Genomic DNA, 24,925 nt, shown 5'->3' with positions numbered 1-24,925 from the left:
ACCTTGCTACCTTTCAGGTAGCGCCGGAAGCGATGCATCGAGCCCGACAACCGAGCCATCGAACCATCGAACCATCGAACCACTCCGGTCTATGCCTGAACCGATGTCCGCCTAAGTGGCCGCCCGCCTGTCGCTTATGGGTCGGGTGCCGCCGACCAGCGTGAACGCCCGGCGTCATTCGCGCAACGGTCGAGTGACCGGTGACGCAGGTCCAGCGGGCGTACGCAGTGCGGGCCGACGAATGTCCGGTGATGAGGCTCTCCGACCTTGAGGCCGCGGACGGCGTATGACCGTGCCCAAGTCTTGACCCGTCACTCGCCTGGCGGAGACGTCCGACTGCTCCTGGCCGAGTAGGGCCGAAGTGAGGTCCAGACTCATCGCCGGAAAGCTGTCCTTCAGAGGCTCGCCGCGGCCAAACTTTTGGCGCTCAGGTCGACCGGCCGCTCGTGGCCGAGAACTGCCGCTTAGATCGGCCTCACAGCCAACAAGCCGAGTTCTGTGAGGATGTAATTGGGAATGAAGCCGACCTGGCATTCCGAACACCAGAACCTTTTGACGAAGCCCAGGGGCGTGTCGATGCGGTTCTCGGTCAATCCGTATCCCAAACCCGGCGGCAAGGCGTGCATCTTGCGAACGCCTGTCGCGTCCGACAGGCACCTCGCGTAGACGGTCCGCGGGAGCACAGCAGCAAGCTACTCCTGATGTTCGTCCAGTGTTGCTGCCTGACCAGTCGCCTGCAACCAGACCGCCCTGGCTGGCTTCGCTTACCGAAGGCCAAGAACCTCTCGGACCGGCTCTGATCGCTGCGAGAGGATCGTGTGTCTCGTCTAGCACCTCTCGGAAGAGCTTTTGCGGGGTTGATGCCATTACCGTCGCCTACCGGAAAGAGGGTGCAGGTACCTGGCCTGGCTCTGTCTTAGCGACGTGCGCGGGGCGCTGTCCGAACGCTGGCGGAAGCTCTAGGTGTTGCGTCGACCAGCCACACCTGAGGTTCCGCCTGGCCCTTGGCGGTTCTGGACGCCTGCAGGCTCATCCATTTCTTGCCCAGACTGCCGACGTTGACCACCACGTAGTGAGCACCGTCGGCCTTTTCAGCATCCACGTAGTCTGGCAGTTGAACGTCGTGGCCGCGCTGTACGTCATTCTTGGATAGCTTAAGCTCGACGAGGATCTTTGGAGAGCCGCCACTCGAGAATTTGAAGTCGACCGGGCCGTTGCCCGTGTCGGCCTCGGGCGTGACGTCCAAGTTGTTCGCTTGACAGTAGGAATACGCGACGGCGAAGAAGAGCATCTGGGCCGTCTTCTCAGTCTTGCGCGTTGGAGCTTCGTGCAGCACTCGCCAGGTGTCACGCTTCTCAATCAAAAAGCGGAACTGCTCGATGATGGCCACCACCACAGCATTGAGCGAACCGACGCTCGAGTCCGCTGGCTTGGCAATGGTGTGTGGGTTGTCTTGGGCGAGCAGGTATGCCAGATCGCTCCACACCGTCAGGCCACGCGGGTCCTTGCCTTGGTCGTACTCCTTGGCAGGAGCCGCGAGCACCTTACGAATGAGCGTCTTGGCGTACTCCGGGTCCTTCAAAAGAGCCCTGAGTACATCGGACTTGCGCTCCTTGGAAATGCCTCGCCAGATCACACCGACTTCTTGGTTGATGCGGTTGCGAATCTCCTCGCTTTCCCTAGCCGCCACCCAAATGTCTTCTACGCTAAATGCGACGGGCAGCTCCCGCAGAACATCGGTGGGAACCAAGATGACCGGAGTGCGCTGCCGGAGCTGGAGCGGGTTGACCGGAAGCTCGAACTCGGCGCCGCTGATGACGAATGGCTCGATCGGCACTCCGAGCCCGCAGCACATCCTGGCCGTGTAGTCGCCCAGCGACCCCAGGATGATGTTGGTGGTCATGTCGCTGATGCGATCGGGCCCCACGTTCTCGGAGAAGAGACCGATGAGCAAAAAGAGTTCGGGGTCGTCCACGCCCAGGTCGATGAGCTCCTTGGCCCTGAGCATCAGCTCACCAGTGAGCCCCTCACCCCAACCACTTCCGTGAATCGAACCACCGCCGTAGCCCAGACACGTTCCACTGACCTCGTGAAACTTTAGCCTGGCGACAGCAGCGGTCCAAGCGATGTCACCCTTGCGCCGAGAAAACGCCAGCAGGCGATACAGGTTCTCGAAGAACGTCTTCAGCTTGTCGGTCGCCGCGATCTTCAACTCGGGCGCTGCGGACTGACGGAGAAGAACGGGGTCGATAAAGAGCTTGGTGTCGGCCTGCAGCACGGGGTCGAAAACGCCGAGCTTGTGCATCTCTGCAGGCGGCACTCCAAAGTGCCTCGAGAACCGCAGCGGGGACTTGATCTTTGCCATGTCCTTCCTTCCCTTTCTCGAAAGTCTAAAGGGAATGCGGCGAGTTCCTTACCACAGGGAGGGAACCGCGAATTGGGGGCATCAGCCTCCCGCGGCCCTATGACTGCTGCACGTCGGACAGCGGTCAGCCTCGCCCGCACTTGCCGGTGGGCCCCAGCAACTGCTTTGTGAAGCTCGGCGTGAGTTGGCGCGTCAACGCTAATGGACAGCCCCGCTGCATAGCGGACGTCACCGCCACCATGCTCAATCTGCCCAGACCACGTCCCCAAGCTGCACAGATGGCCAGCGAACAGGCGCGCGCGGGCTGGCCCCACGCATTCAAAGTGTGCAGGTGGATGCGTGCCACCGAGGGCGGGTGAAGCTGAGTGTCCCCGCGCCGGTATGGGTGTCCTTCACCACGGTTTGACCGAGGCGGTCGACGCAGCGGGTGCCGCGGAGCTCTTCGAGGGATCCTCGGCGAGGATTCGCAGGCGCCCAAATGATGCTTGCGTCGATGCGGGCGGCCACTTGCAGGGAGCTACCGAGCTGCCGAGCTTTCGCGACGGAGTTGCCTTGCCGGTCTTGGCCGTGGTGTCCCCGCCGCCACGCTGCGACGGGGACGCAACATTCGAGAGCGGGCACAAGGCTTTTGAGCGCGACAAGGACTTAGGGTGTCCTGCACCGCGTCCCCGCCGTCACCGCTACAAAATTGCGCATGCGGACGCCGGTTCGTGTGTCACCTGGACAACGAATTTTCCGCAGTAACAAATGCAGTAACTCAATGAGAAACGGGTCGATTCTCATAGGTGGTTCAAGTGACCCCGGCTGGCTCGTTCGAGGCCGTTGCGCGCGAATGGCTCGCCACCGTGCACAGCGCCAAAGTGAGCGAGGGTCATGCGGAGCGGACGCGCATTCGCCTCGAGCAGGACATCTTTCCGTGGATCGGGCGCCGGCCGATCGATGCCATCGAGCCGCGCGAGTTGCTGGCCTGCCTGCGTCGAATTGTCGGGCGGGGAGCGATCGAAACCACGCATCGGGCCAAGGATGCGTGCGGACAGGTGTTTCGCTATGGGATCGCCTCAGGCCTGTGTGCGCGCAACCCTGCCAGCGAACTGCGCGACGCGCTGCCGCCGGTGCCTAGCCGGCACCTTGCTGCCATCGTCGAGCCTGGCCGGGCGGCCGAGCTGCTGCGCGCCATGGGCGAGTACAAGGGGAATCCGGTGACGCGCGCTGCCCTTGCGCTGTCAGCCTTGCTGTTCTTGCGGCCCGGCGAGCTGCGCCAGATTGAATGGTCTTGGGTGGACTTCGACGCCGCGACGATCTCCACTCCGGGCGCGATGATGAAGCGCCGCAAGGAGGAAAAGGCCAAGGGACCACCTCACCTGGTGCCCTTGGCTCGTCAGGCGCTGGAGGTTTTGCGAGAGTTGCAGCCCTTCACGGGCAAGGCGCGCTACGTCTTTCCGTCGTTGCTCAGCGACGAGCGGCCGATGAGCGACAACACCGTGCGGAGCGCATTGCGGCGCATGGGCTATGGCAACGACGACATGTCGGCGCATGGCTTTCGCGCCATGGCTCGGACGATGGCCGCAGAGCGGCTGGGCTTTCCTGCCGAGGTCATCGAGTCCCAGCTGGCACACGCAGTTCCCGATGCACTTGGCAAAGCCTACAACCGAACACAGTACCTGGATCAGCGCCGCGAGTTGATGGCCAAGTGGGCGGACTACTTGGATCAGTTGCGGAGGCTCTAGGCGTTCGCTTTCGGCTTGGTCGCATCCTTCAAGGCTTTCGGGGCGGCCGTTCTGTCCCTGACTCGCGTTGCTCGCTGCTCCGCCATTAAGTTGTATAAAACAACTTGTTGAGATATAGTGGATTCACTCAATGGATGGAGGCACTAAATGACCCGACACATTCAACTCCTGGTCATCGACCCGCAGAACGACTTCTGTGACCTGCCCGAGGCCTATTTGTCGCGCGACGCAGCAGGCGACGTGGTAAGACCAGCGCTGCCCGTTGCAGGCGCCCATGCAGACATGCAGCGCCTTGCCGGCCTGATCCGCGACGGCGGGGCAGGCCTCACCGACATCGCCATCACGCTCGATTCGCACCAGCGCCTGGACATTGCGCATCCAACGTTCTGGCGTCAGCGAGATGGCTCGGCGGTAACGCCATTCACACCGATCACCGCTCAGCAAGTCAGGGCAGGGAGCTTCGTACCACGTGACCCCTCGGCGCTCCCCCGCACGCTCGCCTACCTGGACGAACTGGAAGCGCGCGGCCGCTACACGCTGATGGTGTGGCCCATCCACTGCGAGATCGGAAGCTGGGGCCACAACGTGCACGCCGACCTGCGCGTCGCCTACAACGCGTGGGAGGAGAGCGCACTGCGGGTGGTGCAGAAAGTCACCAAGGGCGAGAACCCCTGGACAGAGCACTACAGCGCCATGCAGGCGGAAGTACCCGACATGGATGACGAGCACACCCAACTCAACGAAGCCCTGCTCGCCCATCTGGATCGCGCCGACATGATCCTGATTGCCGGCGAGGCCAGCAGCCATTGCGTCAAGGCGACGACTGAGCACATCGTGGCCCACCTGCCCGGAGGACGCCCTGAGCGCATCACGCTGCTGACCGACTGCATGAGCCCCGTCGGTGGCTTCGAATCGCAGCACGAAGCGTTCTTCACGGACATGCGCGCTCGCGGCGTGCAATTGGCCACGGCGGCAGAGGTTCTGCCGCTGCTGCAAGCCAATGCCTGACGAATGTTCTCCCGGCGCCATTCGAGAATCGCACCATGACCCCCATCATTCGCAGTCTGCTGGACACCGATCTGTACAAGTTCACGATGTGGCAGACCATGCTGCATCGGCACCCGCAGGCGCAGGCCGAATACCGCTTCGTCTGCCGCAACGCCAGCGCCTTCCCGTTGGCAGAGCTGTTGGCCGACGTCGACGAGCAGCTCGATCACCTGTGTACGCTGGCCTTTACCGAGGACGAACTGTGCTATCTGGGTGGCTTGCGTTACGTGAAGCCGGATTTCGTCGATTTCCTGCGCATCTTCAAGTTCCAGCGTCGCTTCGTTCAGGCCCGAGCAGACCGCGACGTGCTCGAGATCGTCGCGAGCGGGCCGCAGGTCCACGTGATGGCGTTCGAGATCTACGTCCTGGCCATCGTCAACGAGTTGTATTTCCGGCGCTTTGACGCCGGTCCCGCGCTGATCGAAGGGCGGCGGCGCCTCGACGCCAAGGTAGGGTTGCTGCGTGGCCTGGCCACTGAGCCCGAACATCGGCACCCCTTCGAATTCTTCGACTTCGGTGTGCGCAGACGCTTCTCGCGCGCTTGGCAGGAAGAGGTTGTCCGGACGCTGCAGCGCGAGGTTCCACAGTATTTCAAGGGCACGTCGAACGTTCACCTGGCCAAGGAGTTGGGACTCGTGGCGATCGGCACGATGGCCCACGAGTACCTGCAGTCCTACCAGGCCTTCGACGTGCGGCTGCGAGATTTCCAGAAGGCGGCGCTCGAAGATTGGGTGCAGGAGTATCGCGGCGACTTGGGCGTGGCACTGACTGACGTGGTCGGCATGGATGCCTTCCTCGCCGATTTCGACCTGTACTTCACCAAGCTGTTCGATGGTCTGCGCCACGACTCGGGCGACCCCATCGAGTGGGGCGAGAAGGCGCTCGCGCACTACTCCAAACTGCGCATCGATGCACACACCAAGCGTCTCGTGTTCTCCGACGGGCTGGACCTTCCCACAGCCTTCGCGATCTATCGCCATTTCGCCGACCGCACGCAACTGGGCTTCGGCATCGGCACCAATCTGAGCAACGACGTGGGGCTGACGCCGCTGAACATCGTGATGAAGCTCGTGCGCTGCAACGGCCAGCCGGTGGCCAAGCTCTCGGATTCGCCAGGCAAGACCTTGTGCAAGGATGAGACCTTCCTGGCCTACCTGCGCCAGGTGTTCAAGGTCGAGGCCTGAGGTGTTGGCATGCTGAAGATCACCATTGCCCAACTCAACTACACGGTCGGCGACATCGACGGCAACGTCTCGAAGATGATCACCGCGGCCCAGCAGGCCGCCATTGACGGCGCCGAGCTGGTTGTGTTTTCCGAACTGTCGCTAACCGGCTACTACCCCGGTGACCTGCTCGACGAGCCGGATTTTCTGGCCCAGGCCGAGCGGGGTCTCGAAGCGCTCCAGCGGGCGTCGCGCCAGTTGCCGGGCCTTCACTGGATCGTCGGGGCGCCACTGGCGCGCAGTGGCCCGGGCAAGGCGCTGGAGAACGCGTTGGTCGTCCTCAAGGCCGGCGAGATCGTGCTGCGCTACGCCAAGCAGTTGCTGCCCACCTACAACATCTTCGACGAGCGGCGACACTTCGAGCCGGGGCCGGACGTCGCTCGCGTGCTGCGCATCGGCAGCGCACAGGTTGGTCTGATGATCTGCGAGGACGGCTGGAATGACGAGGGGCAGGACTACCTGGTGAACCCGTTTGCCCGGTTGGCCGATGCGGCGCCCGATCTGGTGGTCTCGATCAACGCCAGCCCCTCCAACATCGGCAAGCGCGAGCAGCGCCACCAGATCTTCGCTGCCGCCAGCCGCCGCCACGGCCTGCCGCTGCTGTATGTCAACCAGGTCGGCGGGCAGGACCAGACTGTCTTCGATGGCGCTTCATTCGCGGTGGAACCGACGGGTCGAGTCACTTTCGAAGCCCGGCGCTTTGCAGAGGACGTCACGACGCTGCAGCTCGATGAGGGCCGTTTTCTGGCGCGCGACGGTGGCTTGCTGCCCGATGTGGACACCGCTGGCCTGTCGACCATGGCTTTCTACCGAGCGCAGATCGTCCTGGGTTTGCGCGACTACGCCCGACGTTGCGGCTTCCAGCGGGCGGTGGTCGGCTCGTCCGGCGGGATCGACAGCGCGTTGACGCTCGCCCTGGCCGTTGAAGCACTGGGCGCGGAGAACGTCGCCGCGATCACCATGCCTTCAGTCTATTCGTCGGCCGGCTCGGTCGACGATTCGGTGGTGCTGTGCCGAAATCTTGGCATCACCTTGGACACCCACCCGATCGCCGAGACGGTGGCGGCGCTGTCACAGCAGTTCGAAGCCAGCTTCGGGCGACCGTTGCAGGGGCTGCCGCTCGAAAACCTTCAGGCTCGCGTGCGCGGGACCGTGCTGATGGAGTACTCGAACAGCTTCGGCCACCTGCTGCTGACCACCGGCAACAAGTCCGAAATTTCGGTCGGCTACTGCACCCTGTACGGAGACACCAACGGTGGCCTGGGCTTGATCGGTGACCTGTACAAGACGGAGGTGTTCGCTCTCTCGCGGCACCTCAACGAGGCCGCGGGCCGCGAGCTCATCCCCCAAGCCATCATCGACAAGGAACCGTCGGCCGAGCTGGCTCCCGGCCAGCGCGATACAGACAGCCTGCCGCCATATCCAGTGCTCGACGAGATCCTCAAGCTGCTGATCGAGGGAAGGCGACTCTCGACCGCAGAGTGGGAAGAGGCTACGGCGTTCGTCGCTCGCCTGCGAGCGGACCCGGCAGGCGACGCGCTGGTGCAGCGCGTTCGCGGCATGATTGCTCGCAACGAGTACAAGCGCCGGCAGGCTCCGCCGATCATCCGCGTGCGATCGCGCGCCTTCGGTACGGGCCGGCAGATGCCCATTGCGGCGAAATTCGTGTGAAGGCCGGCGCTATGAGCTCACCCCAGCCCGATGTGGCCGTCCTGATCGGACGTTTCCAGCCCTTCCACAACGCACATCTCGTGCTCTTGCAGCGCGCGCTCGAGGTGGCACCGCGATGCGTGGTGGTGATCGGCTCGGCTCATCAGGCTCGCTCGCCCAAGAATCCGTTCACCTGGACCGAGCGGGCAGAGATGATTCGCCTGACGTTGCCGGAGGCAGATCGCGCCCGGGTGAGCTTTTTGGCAGTGCGCGACCACTACGACGAGGCGCGCTGGGTGCAGGCTGTGCGCGAAGGCGTCGCCGGCCTGCTGCAGGGAACGCGGTCCGCCAACATGGCGTTGGTGGGGCACTTCAAGGATGCCACCAGTCAATATCTGCGCGGGTTTCCTGGCTGGGCCTTGATCTCGGTCGAGCGGCTGCCAGGGGCCGACGGTACCCACCTTCGCGACGCGCTGTTCGGCGCGGCACCGGCTGACATCGATGCGATGCTTGGTTCTCTGGTCGACCAGGCTCCGCCGTCGACCCTGGCGTTCTTGCGCGCTTGGACGGCGCTGCCATTCGCCGCCGACCTGACCACCGAATGGCAGATGCTGCGGGACTACCGAGCCGCCTGGCGCACTGCGCCGTATCCGCCGGTGTTCGTGACCGTCGATGCAATCGTGCGTTGCGCAGATCGGGTGCTCCTCATTCGCCGCGGAAAGGCGCCGGGACGTGGGCTCTACGCCGTGCCAGGCGGCTTCATCGAGCAGCGCGAGACCGCATACCAGTCGGCACTTCGCGAGCTCGAGGAAGAGACCCACCTGAATCTCCTGGCCGACACGATGCGGCAATGCCTGCGAGAGGTGGCTGTCTTCGACCACCCGGACCGCAGCCTGCGTGGCCGCACCATCACGCACGCCCACTACTTCGACCTGGGGGAGCGCGAGTTGCCGGAGGTGCGCGCCGACGATGATGCGGAATCGGTCGAGTGGGTGCCCATCGAGCAGCTGCCTGCCCTGGAAGACCGCTTCCACGACGACCACTTCCACATGCTCGACCACTTCCTCGGCCTGACGGAAAGCCGGCGCGAACCATGACGCCGCTCGAGCTCGCCGCGAACGTCATCACGGCCTGGTCGATCTGGCTGTCGGCCCGCAACAGCGTGCACACCTGGATCACCGGCATCGTCGGCTGCACGCTGTTCGGCTTCCAGTTCTTCGAGAGCCGGCTCTATGCCGATGTCACGCTACAGGTCTTCTTTGTCCTGACGAGCATCGTCGGCTGGTACCAGTGGCGCCATGCCAAGCCTGGCGCGCCGGTGCAGGAACGGCCAATCACGCGTGCCTCTGCAGCCACGTTGGCGTGGATGGGGCTGGCCGCGCTGGTCGTGACGGTGGGGTACGGCGGGCTGCTGCATCGCTTCACAGACGCCTGGATGCCCTACGTGGACTCGGCCGTGCTGGCGCTGAGCGTGATCGCGCAATGCCTGTTGATGCAGCGCCAGATCGAGACGTGGCCGATCTGGCTCGTCGTCAACACTTTGTCGGTGCCTCTGTACGCTTCGCGGGAACTTTGGCTGACCGCAGCTCTGTACACGGCCTACTGGTTCAACGCCTGGTACGGCTGGTGGCGCTGGCGCCGTGACGCGAAGTTGGCCTTGTCGCCCAGCGCGATTCCGGTGTAATGGTGGGCGCGATGGCAGGGTCGCGCTTTCGGCTGGGCTTGGTGGTGGGAAAGCTCGCCCCCTTGCACCTCGGGCACGAATACCTGGTGGCGCAGGCCGCTGCGCAGTGCGAGCGCCTGCTGATCCTCAGCTACACCAAACCCGAGTTCGATCGTTGCGACGTCGATTCTCGGCGTGGTTGGCTGGCGGATCGCTTTCCGGACCATGAGTCGGTGGTCATCGACGACAGGTGGCTGCGTAGTGCCTGCACGCAGCATGGCGTGGCCTTCCAGCCATTGCCCGACAACGCGGCTGACGATGCAACGCACCAGGCCTTTCTGGCTTGGCTGTTGCGCGACGTGCTGCGGCGCTCGCCGGATGTGATGTTCTGCAGCGAGGACTACGGATCGCCCTGCGCGGCAACGCTGTCGGCGGCATTGGGCAAGACCGTGCGAGCCGTGGTCGTGGACCGAGAACGCAGTCAGGTGCCGATCAGCGCAACACGCATTCGCCAGGACCCACTCAATCACCGGGTATGGATGGCACCCGAGGTGGCAGCTTCGTTCGTGCGGCGCGTTGTGCTGCTGGGCGGTGAATCCAGCGGCAAGACCACCTTGGCTCAAGCGCTCGCCCAGCGCTTCCAGACCGATTGGGTGCCGGAATACGGCCGCCAACTGTGGGAAGAGCAGGGTGGCGCTCTGAGTGAATCAGACTTGCTGCGAATCGCGCAGGAACAGATTCGGCGCGAGAAACAGGCCGCCCGGCAGGTGCGCGGGCTCCTGTTCTGCGACACCTCGCCGTTGACCACCCTTGGCTACAGCCTGTGGATGTTCGGCCGTGCCGACCCAGCGCTCGTTGAGCTGGCCCAGCGGCCCTACGACGCGGTGGTGCTGTGCTTGCCGGACTTCTCCTTCGTGCAGGATGGCACCCGGCGCGAAGAAGGTTTCCGATTGACGCAGCATGCCTGGTACCTCGAGCAGATGGCATTGCTCGAAGTGCCCGTCCACGAAGCCTCTGGCAGCCTCGATCAGCGGGTCGCCGCAGCGGCAGCGTGGCTCGAGGGTTCGTAGACAAGCTCGACCGGGCTCTGCAGCCCAGCCCAGTCGCCTGCGGAGTGCGCGCGCTGCGCTTCGACGAATGGCGTCATGTCGATGACTTCCAGCAACTCGGGGCCCGCCAGCGCACGCAGCGCCTCGCCACGCAGGCCGAGCTGGATCGCGCGTCTTGCCACCTTCGAACCGTCAGGCGCATGGTCAGGGTCCCACTGCTGGCGCACCTCGGAGGCTTCGACGGCTGCCTTCCAGTCTTGCTCCGAGGCGTGCCGTGACGCATCGAACGACGAGGCCACGGCCTGCTGCAGCAGGGAATCGAAGAACGGCCGTCGGATCCTCAGGCCCAGGGTGATCTCCTGGCCCGGCTTGGTGCCCCAACCCGAACGGAACATCATCCACAGGAAGTTGGGCTTGATCCAGCTCATGCGATTGAAGCTGAAGTCGGGACCGCCCAGGCGGCCATGGGTGATCGCATACTGGCCGGTGGAGGGTCGATACGCCTGGTAGACGACCACGCTGCTGTCGTCGAAGTGGGCGAGGATGTGCTGGCCCTCAGCAGGCCAGCGCTGGCACTGGGCCAGGTAGGGCTGCGGTTTGCAGCGTCACGGTGTCGTCCATGGCTGCACCTCCAGGAACTCGGGCGGCACGCTGTCCACCAGCCAGACTCCATTGGCCGAGCAGCGGAACTCGTATCCCGCGGCCGCCATCCGGCGCGCGTCGATGCGCAGCAGCACCGGCTGACCATAGCGCTGGCCGACGGACATGGCGGTGGCCACGCTCTCGGTCAGATGCACATGGTGCCGTTCTCGGCGCTGCAGACCGTCGCGCAGGATCGCATCGCGAAAGCGCGAAGCCGTGCCGTGGTACAGCACATCGGGCGGCGGAACGGGCGGCAGGCCGAGGTCGACATCGACCGAGTGGCCCTGGTTGGCGCGAATGCGCAGGCCATCGTCGCTGAACGCGAAACGCTTCTTGTCGCTGGTGGCGACGACTTGGTCCAACTCCGCGCGCGAAATCGGGCGCCCGGCTTGCGCCGCCTTGTGCAGAAGGGCGTCGACCGGCGTCCAGCCGGCCTCGTCCAGCTCGAGTCCAATGTGCTGCGGCTCGTGTCGCAGCACGAGGCTGAGGAACTTGCTGATCGATGTCAGCTTGGTGTTTGAAGTCATGTTGTTCTCTTGGTTGTCATTTTGCTTTCGATTGGCGGCTACAGCACCAATTGGCCCCGCGTCCGGGCCAGACCGATCGTTGCCTCCATGCCGGCGGTGAAGCGCAGGAAATCCGCCTCCATCCCGTCTGAGAAGATCACGCCGTGCTCGGGCATGCGCGAGCGCAATCGCAAGGGTTGCGCCTTCGTGACGGCGCCGTAGACCAACGTTGCCTGCGAGCTGCGCGTCGGGAAGGGCTCGCGCACCGCAAAGGTCAAGCGCTCAGCGTCCCAGGCAGTGGGCTGGTACGCGGCCGTGCTTGTCCTTCGACCGACGGCCGCGGTCAACGCCAAGGACCCCGTGACCACGCTTTTCAGCCATGCGGTCGACCCCAGCCCGGTCGCGACGATCACGCCGGACGAGGACTGGTGCTCGACACGGTCACCGAGGGCGATGTCGTACAGCGCCGACGCATGGCTGCGCGGCCCGATGAAGAGGTCGTTCACTGCCCGCATCGTCTGCCCGTCCGACAGGCGAGCCTCGGCCATCGTCACCGCCTTGGTCGGCCGGCGATCCCGGGCTACCTCGGCCAGTATGCTGGCCAGGGCACCGGGTTCGAATGGCAGCAGCACGCCATCCCAACGCGACGGCTCCGGGTTCACGCCCAGCAGGGGTTGCCCGTCCAGGTACTTCATCGTGTTGGCTACCAGGCCGTCCTGGCCGAGCGCCACCACGATGTCTTCCGCGCTGAACACGAAGTTCGGCAGGTGTGCGCGGTCCAGCACCTGGTGCCGGCCCCACTGGTTCAGGGCTTCGCGCGCGGTGCGCAGGCTGGCCTCGTAGGCCAGCTCCTCCTGTACGTAGTCGCCAAAGTCCGCACCAAGGTGCTCGATGTAAAAGCGGGCCTGCCCCAGCGTGTGATACCGCGCCAGCAGCTCCTGCAGCCGCGTCTTGCGGGTGACCAGGACGACCTTGCGTTCAGCGGCTGCGCTCACGACCGTTCCTCTGTGGGTCCTCTGTCTGGCCAGTGCCTTGGCTCATTAACGCCTGCAGCAGGTCGGGCGACAGGTTCAGCTGTCCGATGCGGCCCGCGTTCTCAGCCAGGCCACCGAAGGCCTGGGCGATCAGCTGGGCGGGCTGCATGCCGGCCGCGGCCAAGGCCTGCACGATGCGTGGGTCTGCCTGCTGCAGCGCCTGCATGACACTGGACACTCGGTGGGCTTCGGCTTCGGCCAGCGTGCGGCTGTTAGCGGCCTGGCCAGCGACGAAGGCTTTGCGGCTGTCTTCGAGCGCCACGTCCGAGTCCATCTGCTCCGCGCGCAGCTCATTGTCCCGGCGCATCAGCGCGGCCTTGGCTTCCAGCTTGGTCTCGCTGATCTGGCGCTTCTTCTGTTCGACGGCAATTTCGGTGTCGAGTTCGTTCTGGCGGATCGCGCGCTCTTTTTCCACTGCCGACATGCGGCGCGAATACACCGCGTCGTCGGCCGCCTGCAGGTTGGACTCGCGCGCTTCGGCCTCAAGGGCGCGCGCAATGTCGGGCGTCGGCTTCACGCTGAGGATCGATACGCCCAGGATCTCCAGGCCGAGGGCCTCGATCTCAGGTTGAAGACCGAGCTCACGCTGCGCCGTGCGGGCGATGAGCGCCGAAGCGCGCAGAGCCTGCTTGAGGTCCAGCGCCTGCACTGCCTGCTGAACGATCACTTCGGCTTGCTGCACGACCCGGTCACCCAAGCGGGACGGATCGTCCGAGGCATAGGTCTTGCCGTCGGGCAGCAATGAGAAGTCCATCATCGCAGCGGTGCGCTGCGGTTCCCTGATGCGGTAGGTCACCTGCCCCTGAACGGTCACACTCTGGAAGTCCGAGGTGACCAGCTCCAGGATGAACGGGCGGTCGTGGCTTGCCACCGGCACGGCCACCAGCGTGGTGGCCGGCGCATAGTAGAAGAAGGACAAGCCGGCGCCTTCGCGCGTCAGCTTGCCGCCCCGGAACTGCAGCAGGTGGGTGGTGGGTTGGGTCTTGATATAGCGAATGCCGAACATGATGGGCTTTCCCTAAGTTGTTAGTTGCTCAGTACATCTTTAATAAGGTGTACAGTACAACCCATCAAGTGCGAGGTCAAGAGGTCCACACGCATGGTCAGCAAGAACGCCACGCCCAGCCGAAAGGTGCAGGCAGGGAACGATCCGAAGGCGGTACCGGACTTCCCGCGCCCCTTCACCACCGTGGACGTGGTGATCTTCACGGTGCTGAGCGATTCGCTTGAGGTACTGCTGGTCAAGCGACCGGATGACGCCAGCGAGCCCTTCCCGGCCCAGTGGGCTCTGCCGGGCGGCTTCGTCAATGTCGATGTCGATAGTGATCTTTTGGGCTGCGCTCGCCGCAAGCTGAAGGAGAAGACCGGCGTGGCCAGCCCGTACCTCGAACAGCTCGGAAGCTGGGGCAGCGCCGATCGGGACCCGCGTGGCTGGTCGGCGACGCATGCCTACTTCGCACTCATCCCCGCGGCCGACGTCAAACTAGTACGCGGCGCCAACGCGGCGGACGTCGCCTGGTTCCCGGTCGATCAGATGCCGCCGAAGACGAAGCTGGCGTTCGACCATGGCGAGATCCTGAGGGCAGCGGTTGAGCGGTTGCGCAGCAAGGTCGAGTACACCTCCCTCCCGGCTTTCCTGCTGCCCGAGCCCTTCACGCTGCCGCAACTGCAGCGCGCCTACGAAATCGTGCTGGGGCGGCCCGTGGACAAGAGCGGTTTCCGCACTCGCATGATGGCGGCTGACTTCCTGCAGGAGGTCGGTCACGTCGAGAGCGATTCGAATCGCCCGCCGATGGGTTATCGGCTGAAGGATCGCGCCGCGCCGGTGTTCTTTCCACGAACGTTCAGCCCACGCAGTGGCGATTGATTCGAAGTGGCGGCCATGGAGATTTCACTTGTCGATCGGTATCGCGGCTGCCTGCTTGGGTTGGCCTGCGGTGATGCTGTTGGAACGGCGGTCGAGTTCGCCGAGCGCGGCAGCTTTCCGCTTGTGACTGACATGCTCGGCGGCGGACCGTTCGATCTGCCCGCCGGAGCCTGGACCGACGACACGTCGATGGCCCTGTGCCTGGCCACAAGCCTGCTGCACTGCGAGGGATTCGACGCGCGGGACCAGATGAACCGCTACATCAACTGGTGGCAGTGGGGCTACCTGAGTTCGACCGGGGACTGTTTCGACATCGGAATGACCGTTTGTCGTGCGCTGCAGCGCTACCAGGTCACGGGCGATCCCATGGCGGGCTCGATCGACCCATCCACCGCGGGCAATGGATCGCTGATGAGGCTCGCACCCGTGGTGTTGGCATTCCGGGCCGACCGCGCGGAGGCTCGGCGGCATGCGCGCCTCAGCTCGGCCACAACCCATTCGGCACCGGAAGCGCTCGACTGTTGTGATCTCTTCTCCCAGGTGCTGATGAACGCCCTGGAAGGGCAGTCCCGCGAGGAACTGCTGATATGCGCCGGGGCTGACTTTGCTTCCGAGCGAGTGAACGAACTTGCGCGGCGGACCTACCTCAACAAGGAAGTGCGCCAGATCCGAGGCTCCGGCTATTGCGTGGAGTCACTGGAAGCGGCGCTGTGGTGCTTTGCGCGTTCCCACTCGTTCAAGGAAGCAGTCCTGAGTGCGGTGAACCTGGGAGAGGATGCAGACACCACGGCCGCCATCGTCGGGCAGCTGGCGGGTGCGCATTTCGGCGTGCAGGGTATTCCTCGGGACTGGCTGGAGTGCTTGTGCATGCGAGACGAGATCGACCGCCTGGCCGTGGGGTTGGCTGAGTTGAGGGGTTCTTGCCGGTGAGGAGCGTGCGCTCGTGGCGCAGGGGGCCGTGCCCGTTCAAGTTAAGGGTTGTCGGATACCTGCCCGTGCATGGCACGACGCAGGGAGCCACACCGACCTGAGGGCAGGTGTCGGACAAGCCTCTAGGGAGGAAACCGCGGCGTAGGCGTGCCGCTTCAAACTGCTCGTCGCTATGGTGATTGCGACACGGCTGCACCGCGAATGGCGCCAACGCGAGCATTGGTCACCGGGCTGATGCAGCCGCCTTCCGTCGTGCGGGCGGCTGAAGGTGAGGCACGTGTCGCGGATCGCGAGCAGGGATGCCAACGTTTGTCCATCAGGGTACGAACTTGCCGTGCCTGCTGTGCTTTGGCAGCGGCAGGCAAAGGTACGCAGCAGTGGCCGGTCGTGGCGATCATGAACAGACAGGCGGAGCGCGGATCGCCGGCGTCCTGGTGAAGGTCTGCAAGACGATCATGGGGCGACCGCAGTGCCGGCAGATGAATGTCGGTGGCGGGTTGGTTGGAGCGGCGTCGGCTTGCGCAGCCTCCGGCTGCACGGCCAGCAGCTGCCGCGCGAGCGCCAAGCTGGATTGACGGCAACCGTTGGCCAACATCCCGTAGTGCCGTATGCGGTGGAAGCCTCCGGGAAGCACGTGCAGCAGGAAGCGGCGCATGAACTCGCCCGCCGAGAGCGTCATGGCCTTGTAGCGTGTGCGGCCCTTGGCGCGGTAGTCCTTCCAGCGGAAGGTCACGCCGCGCTCGTCCAAGGCGATGAGGCGACTGTTGGAGATGGCCACCCGATGGGTGTAGCGGGACAGGTAGGCCAGCACCGCCTGCGGCCCCGCGAAGGGGCGCTTGGCGTAGACCACCCATTCGCATTCGCGCAGGGGCGTCAGCCTGGAGGGCCGGCGGCGACTCCCCTCACAGGAGACTCGCCGCCTCGGTCTGCAACCATGTGGCGCAATTGCGATACACTGCCGGCATGAAGACCGCCACGATCCCGTCCGTCCGCGTCGAGCCCGACTTCCGTGCCGAGGTGGAGTCCGTGCTGGCCGAAGGCGAGACCCTGTCCGAGTTCGTCGAGGCGTCGGTCCGGGCCAGCGTCGAACGGCGCCGCGTCCAGGCGGAATTCATCGCGCGCGGGCTGCGCTCGCGCGACGAGGCCCGCCGGACGGGCGACTATGTTGACGCCGACGTGGTCCTCCAGGGCCTGCAGCGCAAGCTCGACGCCGCGCGTGCAAGCCTGGCCAAGAAGCGCAAGTGAGTTTCAAGGTCCGCCTGACGCGGGGCGCCGAGGCGGACCTCGAGCGGCTGTTCGACTTCGTGCTCGAGCGCGAGCTGGCGCGCGAAGGCGGGGACCTGGCCCTGCCCGAGCAGGCGCTGGCCGCGTTGCGCGCGGGCATCGCCACGCTCAAGACCTCGCCCTTCACCTGCCGCAAGGCGGGCCAAAGCCCCTTCCTGCGGGAACTGATCATCCCCTTCGGGCATTCGGGGTATGTCGCGCTGTTCGACATCGAGGACGCCTCGAACGTGGTGGTCGTGGCAGTGCGGCACCAGCTCGAAGACGACTACCACCACTGAAGCGGCGAGCGGCCATTCGCAGGGCCGGCACTCATCGCGCACACACGTAGGCGGCCAACCACCAGGTCACAGCAGACGCCGCGACTGCGGCCACGGCGTGTGTCAGCCACCGCTCCCAATGCCGGGTCGATCGTGCAAGCCGCGGTGGCGAGTTCGATTGCAGCCGCTGCATGGTCGCACCGAGCTCGGCGCCGAAGGCCACCCGCGCCGCGTCGGCCATGGCCCGACTCTGCAGGTCGATCGCTCGCCGCCCTGCCTCATCGGTTCGTGCCAGGTGCTGGAGCGCGGCAATAAGCTGCTCGCCCGATACGTGCAGATCACACATGTCACCGGGCAGCGGACGGTTCGCGCCAACAAGCGTGGCGAAAGGGAACGGAAGGACAAGGGGGTGCCGCGACGGACGCACCGCCCGGGCCACCGAGGTGGACGTCAGCACGCGGCTCGTTTTCATCAAGCGTTCGAGAGGGTACTACGCCAACTTCAATGGGCGCATCGCCGGCCGGCCGGACTCAATGCACCTGCAAAGCGATCCCATGGACGAGCACTTCGCCGAGTTACTCAAGTGCCTAGGCGTTGACGTCACGCCCGAACTGCCAGCTCAACCTTTGCTCAGGCCGTAGCGCCGATCCTCGCGCACTGACAGGACGCCAGGCACCTTCCGCATCGCCGACAACGCCGAGGTCGTCACCGTTCCGTTAACGATGCCGAAACGAGGGTGCGTTTGAAGATCGACCAGGCCTGCCTTCGCCAGGCGCTGCACGATCTCGTCGAAGCCCGCGGCGGCCTGCGCCGGATCGATCCGGATCGTCACGTCGACGCGGTCTTCGGAGGCGGGCATCACCTAGTCCTTCGCAGGGAGACATCCCTAGTCTAGCTCCGCGGAACCTGCACCAGTCCCTTGCCGACGTCACGCGCCGGGTGATTCAGCAGTAGCGTCAACTGCAGCAGGCGCGCCCACAGTGTCCAACCCCGAAACTTCGGGTCGGATTCCGCGATGAGCGCCGCCACTCCCGCCACATGCGGCGTCGCCATGCTGGTGCCGTCCCACGCGTCGTGCCCTCCGCCCGGCACGGAAGACAGGACGCCAACACCGGGCGCCGCGACGTCGACTTCCTGCCCCGGATTGACGCCGCCGCACGAGAAGACCGCCGGCCGAAGATCGCGATCGACCGCGGCCACCGCCATCAACGTGCTCGCGTTGGCCGGTGATCCCACCGGGCTGACCAAGCCAGGGCGAGTACTCTCATTGCCGGCCGCGGCCACTACCAGCGTGCCGGCGTCGAGGCAGACCTGGCCGATGTGCTCGTAGTCGTCGCTGGGCTGGTCGCCGACGTTCGTCGCGGCGCCGAGCGACATCGAGATGATGTGGCAGCCCTGGTCGAGCGCCCACTCCATGCCGGCAATGATCGAGCGGTCAGTGCCGAAGCCGTCGTCGCCAATTACTTTGCCGGCGAAGATTTCGGCGTCGCATGCGACGCCGTAGCGCGGCACGCTCGAGGGGCGCGCCGAGCCGCAGGCCGTGCCTATGCAATGCGTGCCATGTCCGTGAACGTCATTCGGCGAGCTGTGGCTGGCGAACAGCTTCTTGGTCACGATCCGCCCGACGAAATCGGGGTGCGTGTCGTCGAAACCCGTGTCCAGCACGGCCACCTTGATGCCGGCACCGGTGAACTTGCCGAGCGGAAGCTTGATCGCTTGCAGGCCCCACGTCATGCTCGTGTCGTCGAAGCGTACGACGCCCGGCCCGCCGCCGGACGCGGCCGCACCCCCTTCGAGCAAGCGCTTGATGAGGTGGTCAATCCCCTCGCGGTATCCGCGCAGGTAGTCGGCAAGCTCGCCCATGTCTCCCACTCGAGGGACCGGCAGGTTCAGGCCGGCGATGGCCGCCGCCTGGCGCATGCCGAGCGGGCGATACATCCGCTCGGGCCGCGCCGAGCTGATCACCTTGTCCTCCATCGCCTTCTGCAGCACGGGCTTCAGGCGCTCGCCATCGCGGCGGACGATCGCGATCCCGAAGCGTTCGAAGTACTGAACGTCCGCGCCGCCGAAATCGCTCGGCACCGCGGTGGCCGTCTTGAAATCGCGCGTCGACGCAACGCGAAAGCCGCCGCCTTCGAAGCGACGTATCGCAACGCCTGCCGCTTCCGGCGTGAATCGCATCACCATGCCCAGGCGCGGCGGCGGGCTGGCCTGAGGTGACGGGGTGGGCGGTCGTGCGTTGCTGCGCTTGGTGGCCATGGTTCGCTCCGTTCGGGTGTCGGGAGGCTACTGTTGCGCCCACGAGCCCAATCGTCACCATCAATCCAAAGGACACAGCCGACGAGTGCATGCTGGCCGACCCGCTGCGACGCTCTCAAACGGAGGTGACGCCCGCCCGCCTTTGACTCTCCCTCATCGTCTTTCCGCAGTCATCAGGCCTGCTGATGCAGGCGGCAACCAAAGCTCCAACACTTGTCGCCCACCACCACCGGGAACCTGGCATGCCACTGAACCTGAACAACACCAAGCCAATCGACACGGCAGATCCTGCCCACCGGGATTGGCTGGACAACGTGCAGGGCAACATCCTCTCCGGTCACGGCAGGGACCACACCGTTCACCTGTTCCTTCATTTCAGTGCCGACAGCACGACAGCGCGCCAGCTGGTGAGCGAACTCACCAGCCACTACGTAACGTCGGCTCTTAAGCAGGAAGCGGAGCGCCGCCAATTCCGCGATCACAAGATTCCGGGCGGACTGTTCGGCGCTTTCTGCCTTTCGAGCCTTGGATACCTTGCTCTCGGCTTCGAGCAGAACGACTTGAACACGAAATTCGCCGAAGCCGGAGGCCAGCCCCGGCCCACGGACTCGAATTTCCTGGAAGGCATGGCCGCGCATGGCGTCGCTGACCTCGGTGATCCACCTCAAGAAGAGTGGGGTTCTGGCTATCGCGAAGGCCAGATTCACGCCATGCTGCTGCTGGCGGACGACGATCGCGACTTCCTCTTGCGCGAGGCCCGGAAGGCCATTGATTCAATAGGCCCGCGCGCCGAGGTGGTCTGCGTCGAGCACGGTCATGCGCTGCGCACCGACAGCGGCGAAGGCATCGAGCACTTCGGTTACGTCGACGGCCGAAGCCAGCCGCTTTTTCTTGCCGCCGATTTCAAGAGCCTGGACGGCGGTGCGATTGGCACCGGTACGCTCGAATCAGAGAGCAACGGGAAGGTCGATGTCTGGAATCCGTTCGAGCCTCTCAAGCTTGTGTTGATCCGCGACCCGATGGTGCAAACCGAAGATCGCTTCGGCAGCTATTTCGTTTTTCGCAAGCTCGAACAGAACGTACGAGCGTTCACCGTCGCCGAGCAGGTCTTGGCAGACACGCTGGGGCTCAAGGAGGAGGATCGCGAGCGCGCCGGCGCGATGGCGGTCGGGCGCTTCCGCGACGGCACGCCGCTCGTGCTGTCACCGACGGACGGTTTCGTGCCGGCGAAGGAAAACAACTTTCGCTACGACGTGCATGACGGTGAGGGCAACAAGTGCCCCTTCCATGCGCACATCCGCAAGACCAATCCTCGAGGCGATATCAAGGCCTTAGGTCTTCCGGAGGCGGCTGAACGAGATCACCGCATCGCCCGCCGAGGCATCACCTATGGCGATCGCAATCGCCATCCCAATGCGTTTCAAGCGATCGACGATCTGCCTTCCAAGGACGTCGGTTTGTTGTTCATGTGCTACCAGGCGAGTATCCGGAACCAGTTTGCCTTCATGCAGCGCGGCTGGGCGAACAATCAGGATTTCATTCCCCGGCGGTCCACTGGACTCGATCCAATCATCGGCCAACTTGACCGTGACACGCCTGCGGACCCGTTGAACAGGCGGATTCCGCAGAAATGGAGGACGGAATACGGGAATCCGCAGTCTGTCAAAGAGGCCACCTTCGAGCTCTTCGTCAAGATGAAGGGCGGCGAGTTCTTCTTTGCTCCGAGTCTCGAGTTCCTGCGGGGCCTGAGGGCGTAGGGGGCGCCCCCTGAGTCCGAAGCCTTTCTGACCCTTCTCCTGCGAGAGTGCCCAGAGCGATACACCCCTCGCCTTGCCTTACCGCTCTGTGCCGCCGCCTCGTCCCCCCTGTCGAGGCTGCATTTCTCCGTTCTCTGCTGTCTCCTTTCGGTGTGAGATCGTGGATGCACCGTACCTGGCCGGACACGCACTCTCCGGCTGTTGACCCGTGCCTGCAAATACTAGAATCGCCGGTGCCAGGCGTCGAGCAGGTGAGGGATGACGGACGCCGAGGCTCGGGGGGAGCAGATGAACGTCCGCACCAATCGCGATACGGGTTCACGCCACGGGCGCTGCGCTGTCGTTGTAGGGAGGCCTGGCTTGTGACGCCGGAATTGCCTCGGGGCACGGTGCATCGATACCAGGGATGGGAGTACCGGGTCGACGAACATGAGCTCTTGGTCCGTGGGCAGCGGGTCAAGATCGGCCGACCTGCCTGCAAACTGCTTCTGGCGCTGATCGAAGCCGACGGCCGCCTTGTCAGCAAGGATGACCTGTTTGCCCTGGCGTGGCCGAATCGCGTGGTCAGCGACAAGAACCTCTCGGTTCAACTCACCAAGTTGCGTGCCGCGCTGGGTTCGAATGCGATCCTGAATGTATCGGGCCTCGGCTACCGGCTTGCGGCGGCGCGCCAGGGCAAGCAGCCCGGCCCGTCGTCTTCGGCCCTCATCGGGCGCGATGCAGACCTGGCCGAGATGCTGACCTTGATGGAGCGCTCTCGCCTGGTGAGCATCGTCGGGACGGGCGGTGTCGGCAAGACCTCACTTGCACGGGCGGCGTTCGAAACCTACCGCAGGCCCTGGCGCGACGGCACCCACTGGATCGACCTGACCCGACTGTCGAAGGGAGCGCCGCTCGGGCAGATGCTGGCCAGAACGCTCGGCGTCGTCGCCGATTCCCCGGGCCCCCTTTCTGAAGACCTCATCCTGCTCCTGTCGCAGCTGGACGCCTTGGTCGTGCTGGACAACAGCGAGCACCTGCTCGACGAGGTCGCCACCCTGATCCGCCCATTGATCTCCCGGGCTTTGGGCATCCACTTCCTGATCACCTCGCAGGAGCCGCTTCGACTGGAAGGTGAATCGGTCTATCGCCTGGCGCCGCTGGAGGTGCCTCGTGCCGGTGCCGGGCTGACATCGGCCTCGAGCAGCGGCGCATTGGCGCTCCTGCAGGGGCGCGTATCGGCCATCAACAAGGATTTCAAGCTGCAGCCGGAAACTGTCGACCTGGCGATCGAGCTCTGCCGGCACCTGGACGGCCTGCCCCTGGCCATCGAGATCGCGGCGGCGCCGGTGGCGACGCTGGGCTTGCAGGCTGTCTTCGATCAGATCGACCAGCGCTTGCGCCTGCGCCTGCGGTCCCACGGGCAGGGCGGGCCGGAACGACACGATACGCTGCTGCAGACCTACGAATGGAGCTACGGCCTGCTGTCGACGTTGGAGCAGCAGGTCTTCCGCCGCCTGGAGCCCTTTGCCGGCGGATTCAGCGCGCAGATGGCGCAGCAGCTGTGCTGCGGCGGCAGCGAAGATGGTGCGCTCACGCTGGACGGCTGGGAGATGCTAGAAGCGCTGAGCGCGCTCGTGGAAAAGTCCCTTGTCCAGAGCCAGCCGGCCGCCGCGTTGATTGCATCGAACCGGCTGAGCCTGCTGGAAAGCGCGCGTGATTTCGCGAGGCTGCAGTTGGCCCACAACGGCGAGACGGACAGCGTGCGTCGCCGGCATGCCGAGATCGTCGCCGATGCGTTCGAACTGGCGAACTACGAGCTCGAGCGCTGGCGGGATCGGGATTGGGCGGCGAAATACGGCCCGGAGCGCTCCAACGTCGGCGTCGCGCTGAACTGGGCTTGTGCGCAGCGTGAACCGTCCGTTCTCGCCCGCTTGACGGCCGCCCTGGCACAGATGGATTCGTTTGCCTTGTCGGATGCCGAAGTGGTCCGGTTTCCGATCCCGCTGGACGTGCTGGAGTCAGCCCCCATGCTGCAACGGGCACGGGCGTGCCTCGAATTCGGCTGGGCGCACTATCTTCATGACAGCCGGGAGTTGGGAACGCGCCTGCTCGAGAGCGCGCTCGAGGGTTTCGAGGCGTTGGGAGACGACGTTGGCATCTACTGCGCTCTCACTCGGCTGATCCGCATGGTCCGCGGAAGGCCCGGCATGCAGGAACGGGCCGAAGCGATGTGGGCCCGGCTCAAGCAGATCGACGAACGCCAGATCCCGCCGCGAAGCCGACTGCGATGCAGCATCGTGGCCTACTACTTCGAAGGCGGCCGCGATATCGACCACTTGTGGCGCCTGCATCGCGTCGCGCAAGGCGCCGGCTTCGATGACCAGGCCAATGCCTGCCTACTGCACATCTCGAACGAATTGCTGCTGAACGCACGCTACGAGGAGGCGGCGGCGGCCGCGCGCGGCATGCTCGTGGCCACCCATGCCGGGGCCGGCCTGCGAGCACTGGCAGGCCACAACCTGGCCTTGGCGCTGGTGCGGCTGGAGCGCTTCGAGGAGGCGCGCGAAGCGGCGCAGGTGCTGCTGCGCGCGCTGCCGGGCGCGGCGCACATGGTGTTGGACTTGTTCGCCTGGGTCGCGCTGCGAGTGGGCCGGGTCGAGCATGCGGCGCTGATGGCGGGGCGCAGCGCGCAAGTAAAGCGGGACATCGACTGGTTTTCCGAACCGGCGGAAGCGGCATTGATCGCCGAAACCGCCAGCGCTCTGCGCGACGCACTGGAAACGCCCAGCCTGAACGAACTGATGCAGATCGGCGCCGCCCTGTCGACGCCCGAAGCATTGTCGCTCGCCCAGGCGAGCTAGGGACGGTCTGCAAAACCCCGGCATGACACGCGTTGCCTCGGACAGCCAGAGCAAGGAACATTGATGGCATGAAGCAAGCCAGCCTGGGCCTGAACCTGTCGACGAAGAAGACCTGCAAGCGGGAGTTCCTCGAAGAGATGGCGCGGGTGGTGCCGTGGAAGGTCCTCGTCGAGATCATCGAGCCGTACTGGCCGAAGAGCAAGACGGGCCGGCCGCCGTTTCCCATCGAAACGATGCTGCGCATCCACTAAATGCAGCAGGGGTTCGGCCTGAGTGACCCGGCGATGGAGGAGGCGCCGCATGACGTGCCGCTGTACCTGGAGTTCGCGGGCTTGAGCAGCGGCTCCAGCCGGAGTCGATGCCGAATCCGGTCTGTTCACTCGGTGCGCGGCACGGCGGGCAACGTCAACGACGTTGTCGAGGCCAACAGCCTGCTGCATGGCGAAGAGGAAGTTGCGTTCGCGGACTCTGGCTATCGCGGCGCGCACAAGCGGCCTGATGCGAAGCCGGCAGTGACCTGGCACGTCGCGCGCCGACCGAGTTCGCGCAAGCCCTTCCAGAACGATGCCAAGCTCGGAGAAACCATTGACCAGATCGAGCACCTGAAGGCAAGCGTCCGAGCCAAAGTCGAACATGCGTTCCGGGTGGTCAAACGCCAATTCGGGCACACGAAGGTTCGCTACCGTGGGTTGGCCAAGAACACCGCGCAGTTGCACACGCTGTTCGCGTTGACGAACCTGTGGATGGCGCGACGGAAGGTGATGGCACTGGCTGGACAAGTCCGTCCGATAACGGTGACGGCGGGATGAATACGGACCCAAA

21 protein-coding genes and 2 pseudogenes are annotated in these 24,925 nt (G+C 64.8%); 14 read left to right on the top strand and 9 right to left on the bottom strand.

Annotation, left to right across the window (positions count from 1 at the left end):
- Window positions 1-916: 916 nt before the first annotated feature.
- Window positions 917-2,365: a DUF8370 family protein gene (locus ACS5PM_RS20600; RefSeq protein ID WP_439389558.1), complete on the bottom strand. Its 1,449-nt coding sequence runs from the start codon at window positions 2,363-2,365 to the stop codon at window positions 917-919.
- 794 nt (window positions 2,366-3,159) lie between these two features.
- On the opposite strand from ACS5PM_RS20600, the gene ACS5PM_RS20595 reads away from it, so the two are divergent.
- The 7 genes from ACS5PM_RS20595 to ACS5PM_RS20565 all read left to right on the top strand — a co-directional run bounded on the left by ACS5PM_RS20595 (window position 3,160) and on the right by ACS5PM_RS20565 (window position 10,745).
- Window positions 3,160-4,092: a tyrosine-type recombinase/integrase gene (locus ACS5PM_RS20595; protein ID WP_439389557.1), complete on the top strand. Its 933-nt coding sequence runs from the start codon at window positions 3,160-3,162 to the stop codon at window positions 4,090-4,092.
- 147 nt (window positions 4,093-4,239) lie between these two features.
- Window positions 4,240-5,100 carry a cysteine hydrolase family protein gene (locus ACS5PM_RS20590; RefSeq protein WP_439389556.1) on the top strand — a complete coding sequence of 287 codons (861 nt, stop codon included), beginning with the start codon at window positions 4,240-4,242 and terminating at the stop codon, window positions 5,098-5,100.
- A 35-nt stretch (window positions 5,101-5,135) separates the two neighbouring features.
- Window positions 5,136-6,323 (top strand): nicotinate phosphoribosyltransferase, encoded by a 1,188-nt coding sequence (pncB, locus tag ACS5PM_RS20585; RefSeq protein WP_439389555.1) that lies wholly within the window; start codon window positions 5,136-5,138, stop codon window positions 6,321-6,323.
- Window positions 6,324-6,332: 9 nt separating this feature from the next.
- Window positions 6,333-8,033: an NAD+ synthase gene (locus ACS5PM_RS20580; protein ID WP_439389554.1), complete on the top strand. Its 1,701-nt coding sequence runs from the start codon at window positions 6,333-6,335 to the stop codon at window positions 8,031-8,033.
- An 11-nt stretch (window positions 8,034-8,044) separates the two neighbouring features.
- On the top strand, window positions 8,045-9,109 hold the full coding sequence (locus ACS5PM_RS20575) for a bifunctional nicotinamide-nucleotide adenylyltransferase/Nudix hydroxylase (protein WP_439389553.1): 1,065 nt from the start codon (window positions 8,045-8,047) through the stop codon (window positions 9,107-9,109).
- Entirely contained in the window at window positions 9,106-9,696 is a 591-nt protein-coding gene (gene pnuC / locus ACS5PM_RS20570; protein ID WP_439389552.1) for a nicotinamide riboside transporter PnuC, read from the top strand. Before ACS5PM_RS20575 ends, pnuC begins: the two co-directional genes overlap by 4 nt.
- Window positions 9,697-9,707: 11 nt before the next feature.
- Entirely contained in the window at window positions 9,708-10,745 is a 1,038-nt protein-coding gene (locus tag ACS5PM_RS20565) for an AAA family ATPase (RefSeq protein ID WP_439389551.1), read from the top strand.
- Here the strand turns inward: ACS5PM_RS20565 and ACS5PM_RS20560 are convergent.
- From ACS5PM_RS20560 to ACS5PM_RS20545, 4 genes are read right to left on the bottom strand one after another with little or no spacing between them, the layout of a single operon-like run.
- Window positions 10,703-11,308: a DUF4291 domain-containing protein gene (locus tag ACS5PM_RS20560; protein WP_439389747.1), complete on the bottom strand. Its 606-nt coding sequence runs from the start codon at window positions 11,306-11,308 to the stop codon at window positions 10,703-10,705. The two genes, ACS5PM_RS20565 and ACS5PM_RS20560, sit on opposite strands and share 43 nt — an antisense overlap.
- 21 nt (window positions 11,309-11,329) lie before the next feature.
- A complete protein-coding gene (locus tag ACS5PM_RS20555; protein WP_439389550.1) occupies window positions 11,330-11,893 on the bottom strand; it encodes an RNA 2'-phosphotransferase in 564 nt (187 codons plus the stop codon).
- 38 nt (window positions 11,894-11,931) lie between these two features.
- Window positions 11,932-12,867, bottom strand: coding sequence for a diacylglycerol kinase catalytic domain-containing protein (locus tag ACS5PM_RS20550; protein WP_439389548.1), 936 nt, complete (start codon window positions 12,865-12,867; stop codon window positions 11,932-11,934).
- A complete protein-coding gene (locus ACS5PM_RS20545; protein ID WP_439389547.1) occupies window positions 12,851-13,912 on the bottom strand; it encodes an SPFH domain-containing protein in 1,062 nt (353 codons plus the stop codon). The genes ACS5PM_RS20550 and ACS5PM_RS20545 overlap by 17 nt, the downstream gene beginning before the upstream one ends.
- A gap of 93 nt (window positions 13,913-14,005) precedes the next feature.
- Here ACS5PM_RS20545 and ACS5PM_RS20540 point away from each other — a divergent pair, with 93 nt between their 5' ends.
- Entirely contained in the window at window positions 14,006-14,773 is a 768-nt protein-coding gene (locus ACS5PM_RS20540) for an NUDIX hydrolase (protein WP_439389546.1), read from the top strand.
- A gap of 15 nt (window positions 14,774-14,788) precedes the next feature.
- Window positions 14,789-15,703 (top strand): ADP-ribosylglycohydrolase family protein, encoded by a 915-nt coding sequence (locus ACS5PM_RS20535; RefSeq protein ID WP_439389545.1) that lies wholly within the window; start codon window positions 14,789-14,791, stop codon window positions 15,701-15,703.
- Between the two features lie 394 nt (window positions 15,704-16,097).
- Here ACS5PM_RS20535 and ACS5PM_RS20530 read toward each other — a convergent pair.
- Window positions 16,098-16,586 (bottom strand): annotated as a pseudogene (locus ACS5PM_RS20530) (IS91 family transposase); the annotation flags it as partial.
- A gap of 80 nt (window positions 16,587-16,666) precedes the next feature.
- Between ACS5PM_RS20530 and ACS5PM_RS20525 the strand changes: the two are divergent.
- Window positions 16,667-16,948, top strand: coding sequence for a YlcI/YnfO family protein (locus ACS5PM_RS20525; protein ID WP_439389544.1), 282 nt, complete (start codon window positions 16,667-16,669; stop codon window positions 16,946-16,948).
- Window positions 16,945-17,265 (top strand): type II toxin-antitoxin system RelE/ParE family toxin, encoded by a 321-nt coding sequence (locus ACS5PM_RS20520; protein WP_439389543.1) that lies wholly within the window; start codon window positions 16,945-16,947, stop codon window positions 17,263-17,265. Before ACS5PM_RS20525 ends, ACS5PM_RS20520 begins: the two co-directional genes overlap by 4 nt.
- 31 nt (window positions 17,266-17,296) lie before the next feature.
- On the opposite strand, the gene ACS5PM_RS20515 is transcribed toward ACS5PM_RS20520, so the two are convergent.
- From ACS5PM_RS20515 to ACS5PM_RS20505, 3 genes are all read right to left on the bottom strand, one after another.
- Window positions 17,297-17,716 (bottom strand): hypothetical protein, encoded by a 420-nt coding sequence (locus ACS5PM_RS20515; protein WP_439389542.1) that lies wholly within the window; start codon window positions 17,714-17,716, stop codon window positions 17,297-17,299.
- 147 nt (window positions 17,717-17,863) lie between these two features.
- Window positions 17,864-18,103, bottom strand: a complete 240-nt coding sequence (locus tag ACS5PM_RS20510) for a hypothetical protein (protein ID WP_439389541.1) — start codon at window positions 18,101-18,103, stop codon at window positions 17,864-17,866.
- 32 nt (window positions 18,104-18,135) lie between these two features.
- Window positions 18,136-19,503: a S8 family peptidase gene (locus ACS5PM_RS20505; protein WP_439389540.1), complete on the bottom strand. Its 1,368-nt coding sequence runs from the start codon at window positions 19,501-19,503 to the stop codon at window positions 18,136-18,138.
- A 242-nt stretch (window positions 19,504-19,745) separates the two neighbouring features.
- Here ACS5PM_RS20505 and ACS5PM_RS20500 point away from each other — a divergent pair, with 242 nt between their 5' ends.
- From ACS5PM_RS20500 to ACS5PM_RS20490, 3 genes and pseudogenes are all read left to right on the top strand, one after another.
- Window positions 19,746-21,260 carry a Dyp-type peroxidase gene (locus tag ACS5PM_RS20500; RefSeq protein ID WP_439389539.1) on the top strand — a complete coding sequence of 505 codons (1,515 nt, stop codon included), beginning with the start codon at window positions 19,746-19,748 and terminating at the stop codon, window positions 21,258-21,260.
- Between the two features lie 362 nt (window positions 21,261-21,622).
- The gene (locus tag ACS5PM_RS20495; protein ID WP_439389538.1) at window positions 21,623-24,103 is read left to right on the top strand and encodes an ATP-binding protein; all 2,481 of its coding nucleotides are present in this window, start codon (window positions 21,623-21,625) and stop codon (window positions 24,101-24,103) included.
- Between the two features lie 68 nt (window positions 24,104-24,171).
- Window positions 24,172-24,912: pseudogene (locus tag ACS5PM_RS20490) on the top strand (transposase).
- The last annotated feature ends 13 nt before the right edge of the window (window positions 24,913-24,925 follow it).

Source organism: Ideonella flava, assembly GCF_051857595.1.
GTDB lineage: Bacteria > Pseudomonadota > Gammaproteobacteria > Burkholderiales > Burkholderiaceae_C > Ideonella.
Note: the sequence above shows the minus strand (reverse complement) of the source record. Positions and strands in the feature narration are given on the sequence as shown.

Excerpts from the sequence above, each read along its gene's own strand:
- ACS5PM_RS20600 (WP_439389558.1), bottom strand. The coding sequence starts at position 2,365 with ATGGCAAAGATCAAGTCCCCGCTGCGGTTCTCGAGGCACTTTGGAGTG.
- ACS5PM_RS20590 (WP_439389556.1), top strand. The coding sequence starts at position 4,240 with ATGACCCGACACATTCAACTCCTGGTCATCGACCCGCAGAACGACTTC.
- pncB (WP_439389555.1), top strand. The coding sequence starts at position 5,136 with ATGACCCCCATCATTCGCAGTCTGCTGGACACCGATCTGTACAAGTTC.
- ACS5PM_RS20580 (WP_439389554.1), top strand. The coding sequence starts at position 6,333 with ATGCTGAAGATCACCATTGCCCAACTCAACTACACGGTCGGCGACATC.
- ACS5PM_RS20575 (WP_439389553.1), top strand. The coding sequence starts at position 8,045 with ATGAGCTCACCCCAGCCCGATGTGGCCGTCCTGATCGGACGTTTCCAG.
- pnuC (WP_439389552.1), top strand. The coding sequence starts at position 9,106 with ATGACGCCGCTCGAGCTCGCCGCGAACGTCATCACGGCCTGGTCGATC.
- ACS5PM_RS20565 (WP_439389551.1), top strand. The coding sequence starts at position 9,708 with ATGGCAGGGTCGCGCTTTCGGCTGGGCTTGGTGGTGGGAAAGCTCGCC.
- ACS5PM_RS20555 (WP_439389550.1), bottom strand. The coding sequence starts at position 11,893 with ATGACTTCAAACACCAAGCTGACATCGATCAGCAAGTTCCTCAGCCTC.
- ACS5PM_RS20545 (WP_439389547.1), bottom strand. The coding sequence starts at position 13,912 with ATGTTCGGCATTCGCTATATCAAGACCCAACCCACCACCCACCTGCTG.
- ACS5PM_RS20540 (WP_439389546.1), top strand. The coding sequence starts at position 14,006 with ATGGTCAGCAAGAACGCCACGCCCAGCCGAAAGGTGCAGGCAGGGAAC.
- ACS5PM_RS20535 (WP_439389545.1), top strand. The coding sequence starts at position 14,789 with ATGGAGATTTCACTTGTCGATCGGTATCGCGGCTGCCTGCTTGGGTTG.
- ACS5PM_RS20525 (WP_439389544.1), top strand. The coding sequence starts at position 16,667 with ATGAAGACCGCCACGATCCCGTCCGTCCGCGTCGAGCCCGACTTCCGT.
- ACS5PM_RS20515 (WP_439389542.1), bottom strand. The coding sequence starts at position 17,716 with ATGAAAACGAGCCGCGTGCTGACGTCCACCTCGGTGGCCCGGGCGGTG.
- ACS5PM_RS20510 (WP_439389541.1), bottom strand. The coding sequence starts at position 18,103 with ATGCCCGCCTCCGAAGACCGCGTCGACGTGACGATCCGGATCGATCCG.
- ACS5PM_RS20505 (WP_439389540.1), bottom strand. The coding sequence starts at position 19,503 with ATGGCCACCAAGCGCAGCAACGCACGACCGCCCACCCCGTCACCTCAG.
- ACS5PM_RS20500 (WP_439389539.1), top strand. The coding sequence starts at position 19,746 with ATGCCACTGAACCTGAACAACACCAAGCCAATCGACACGGCAGATCCT.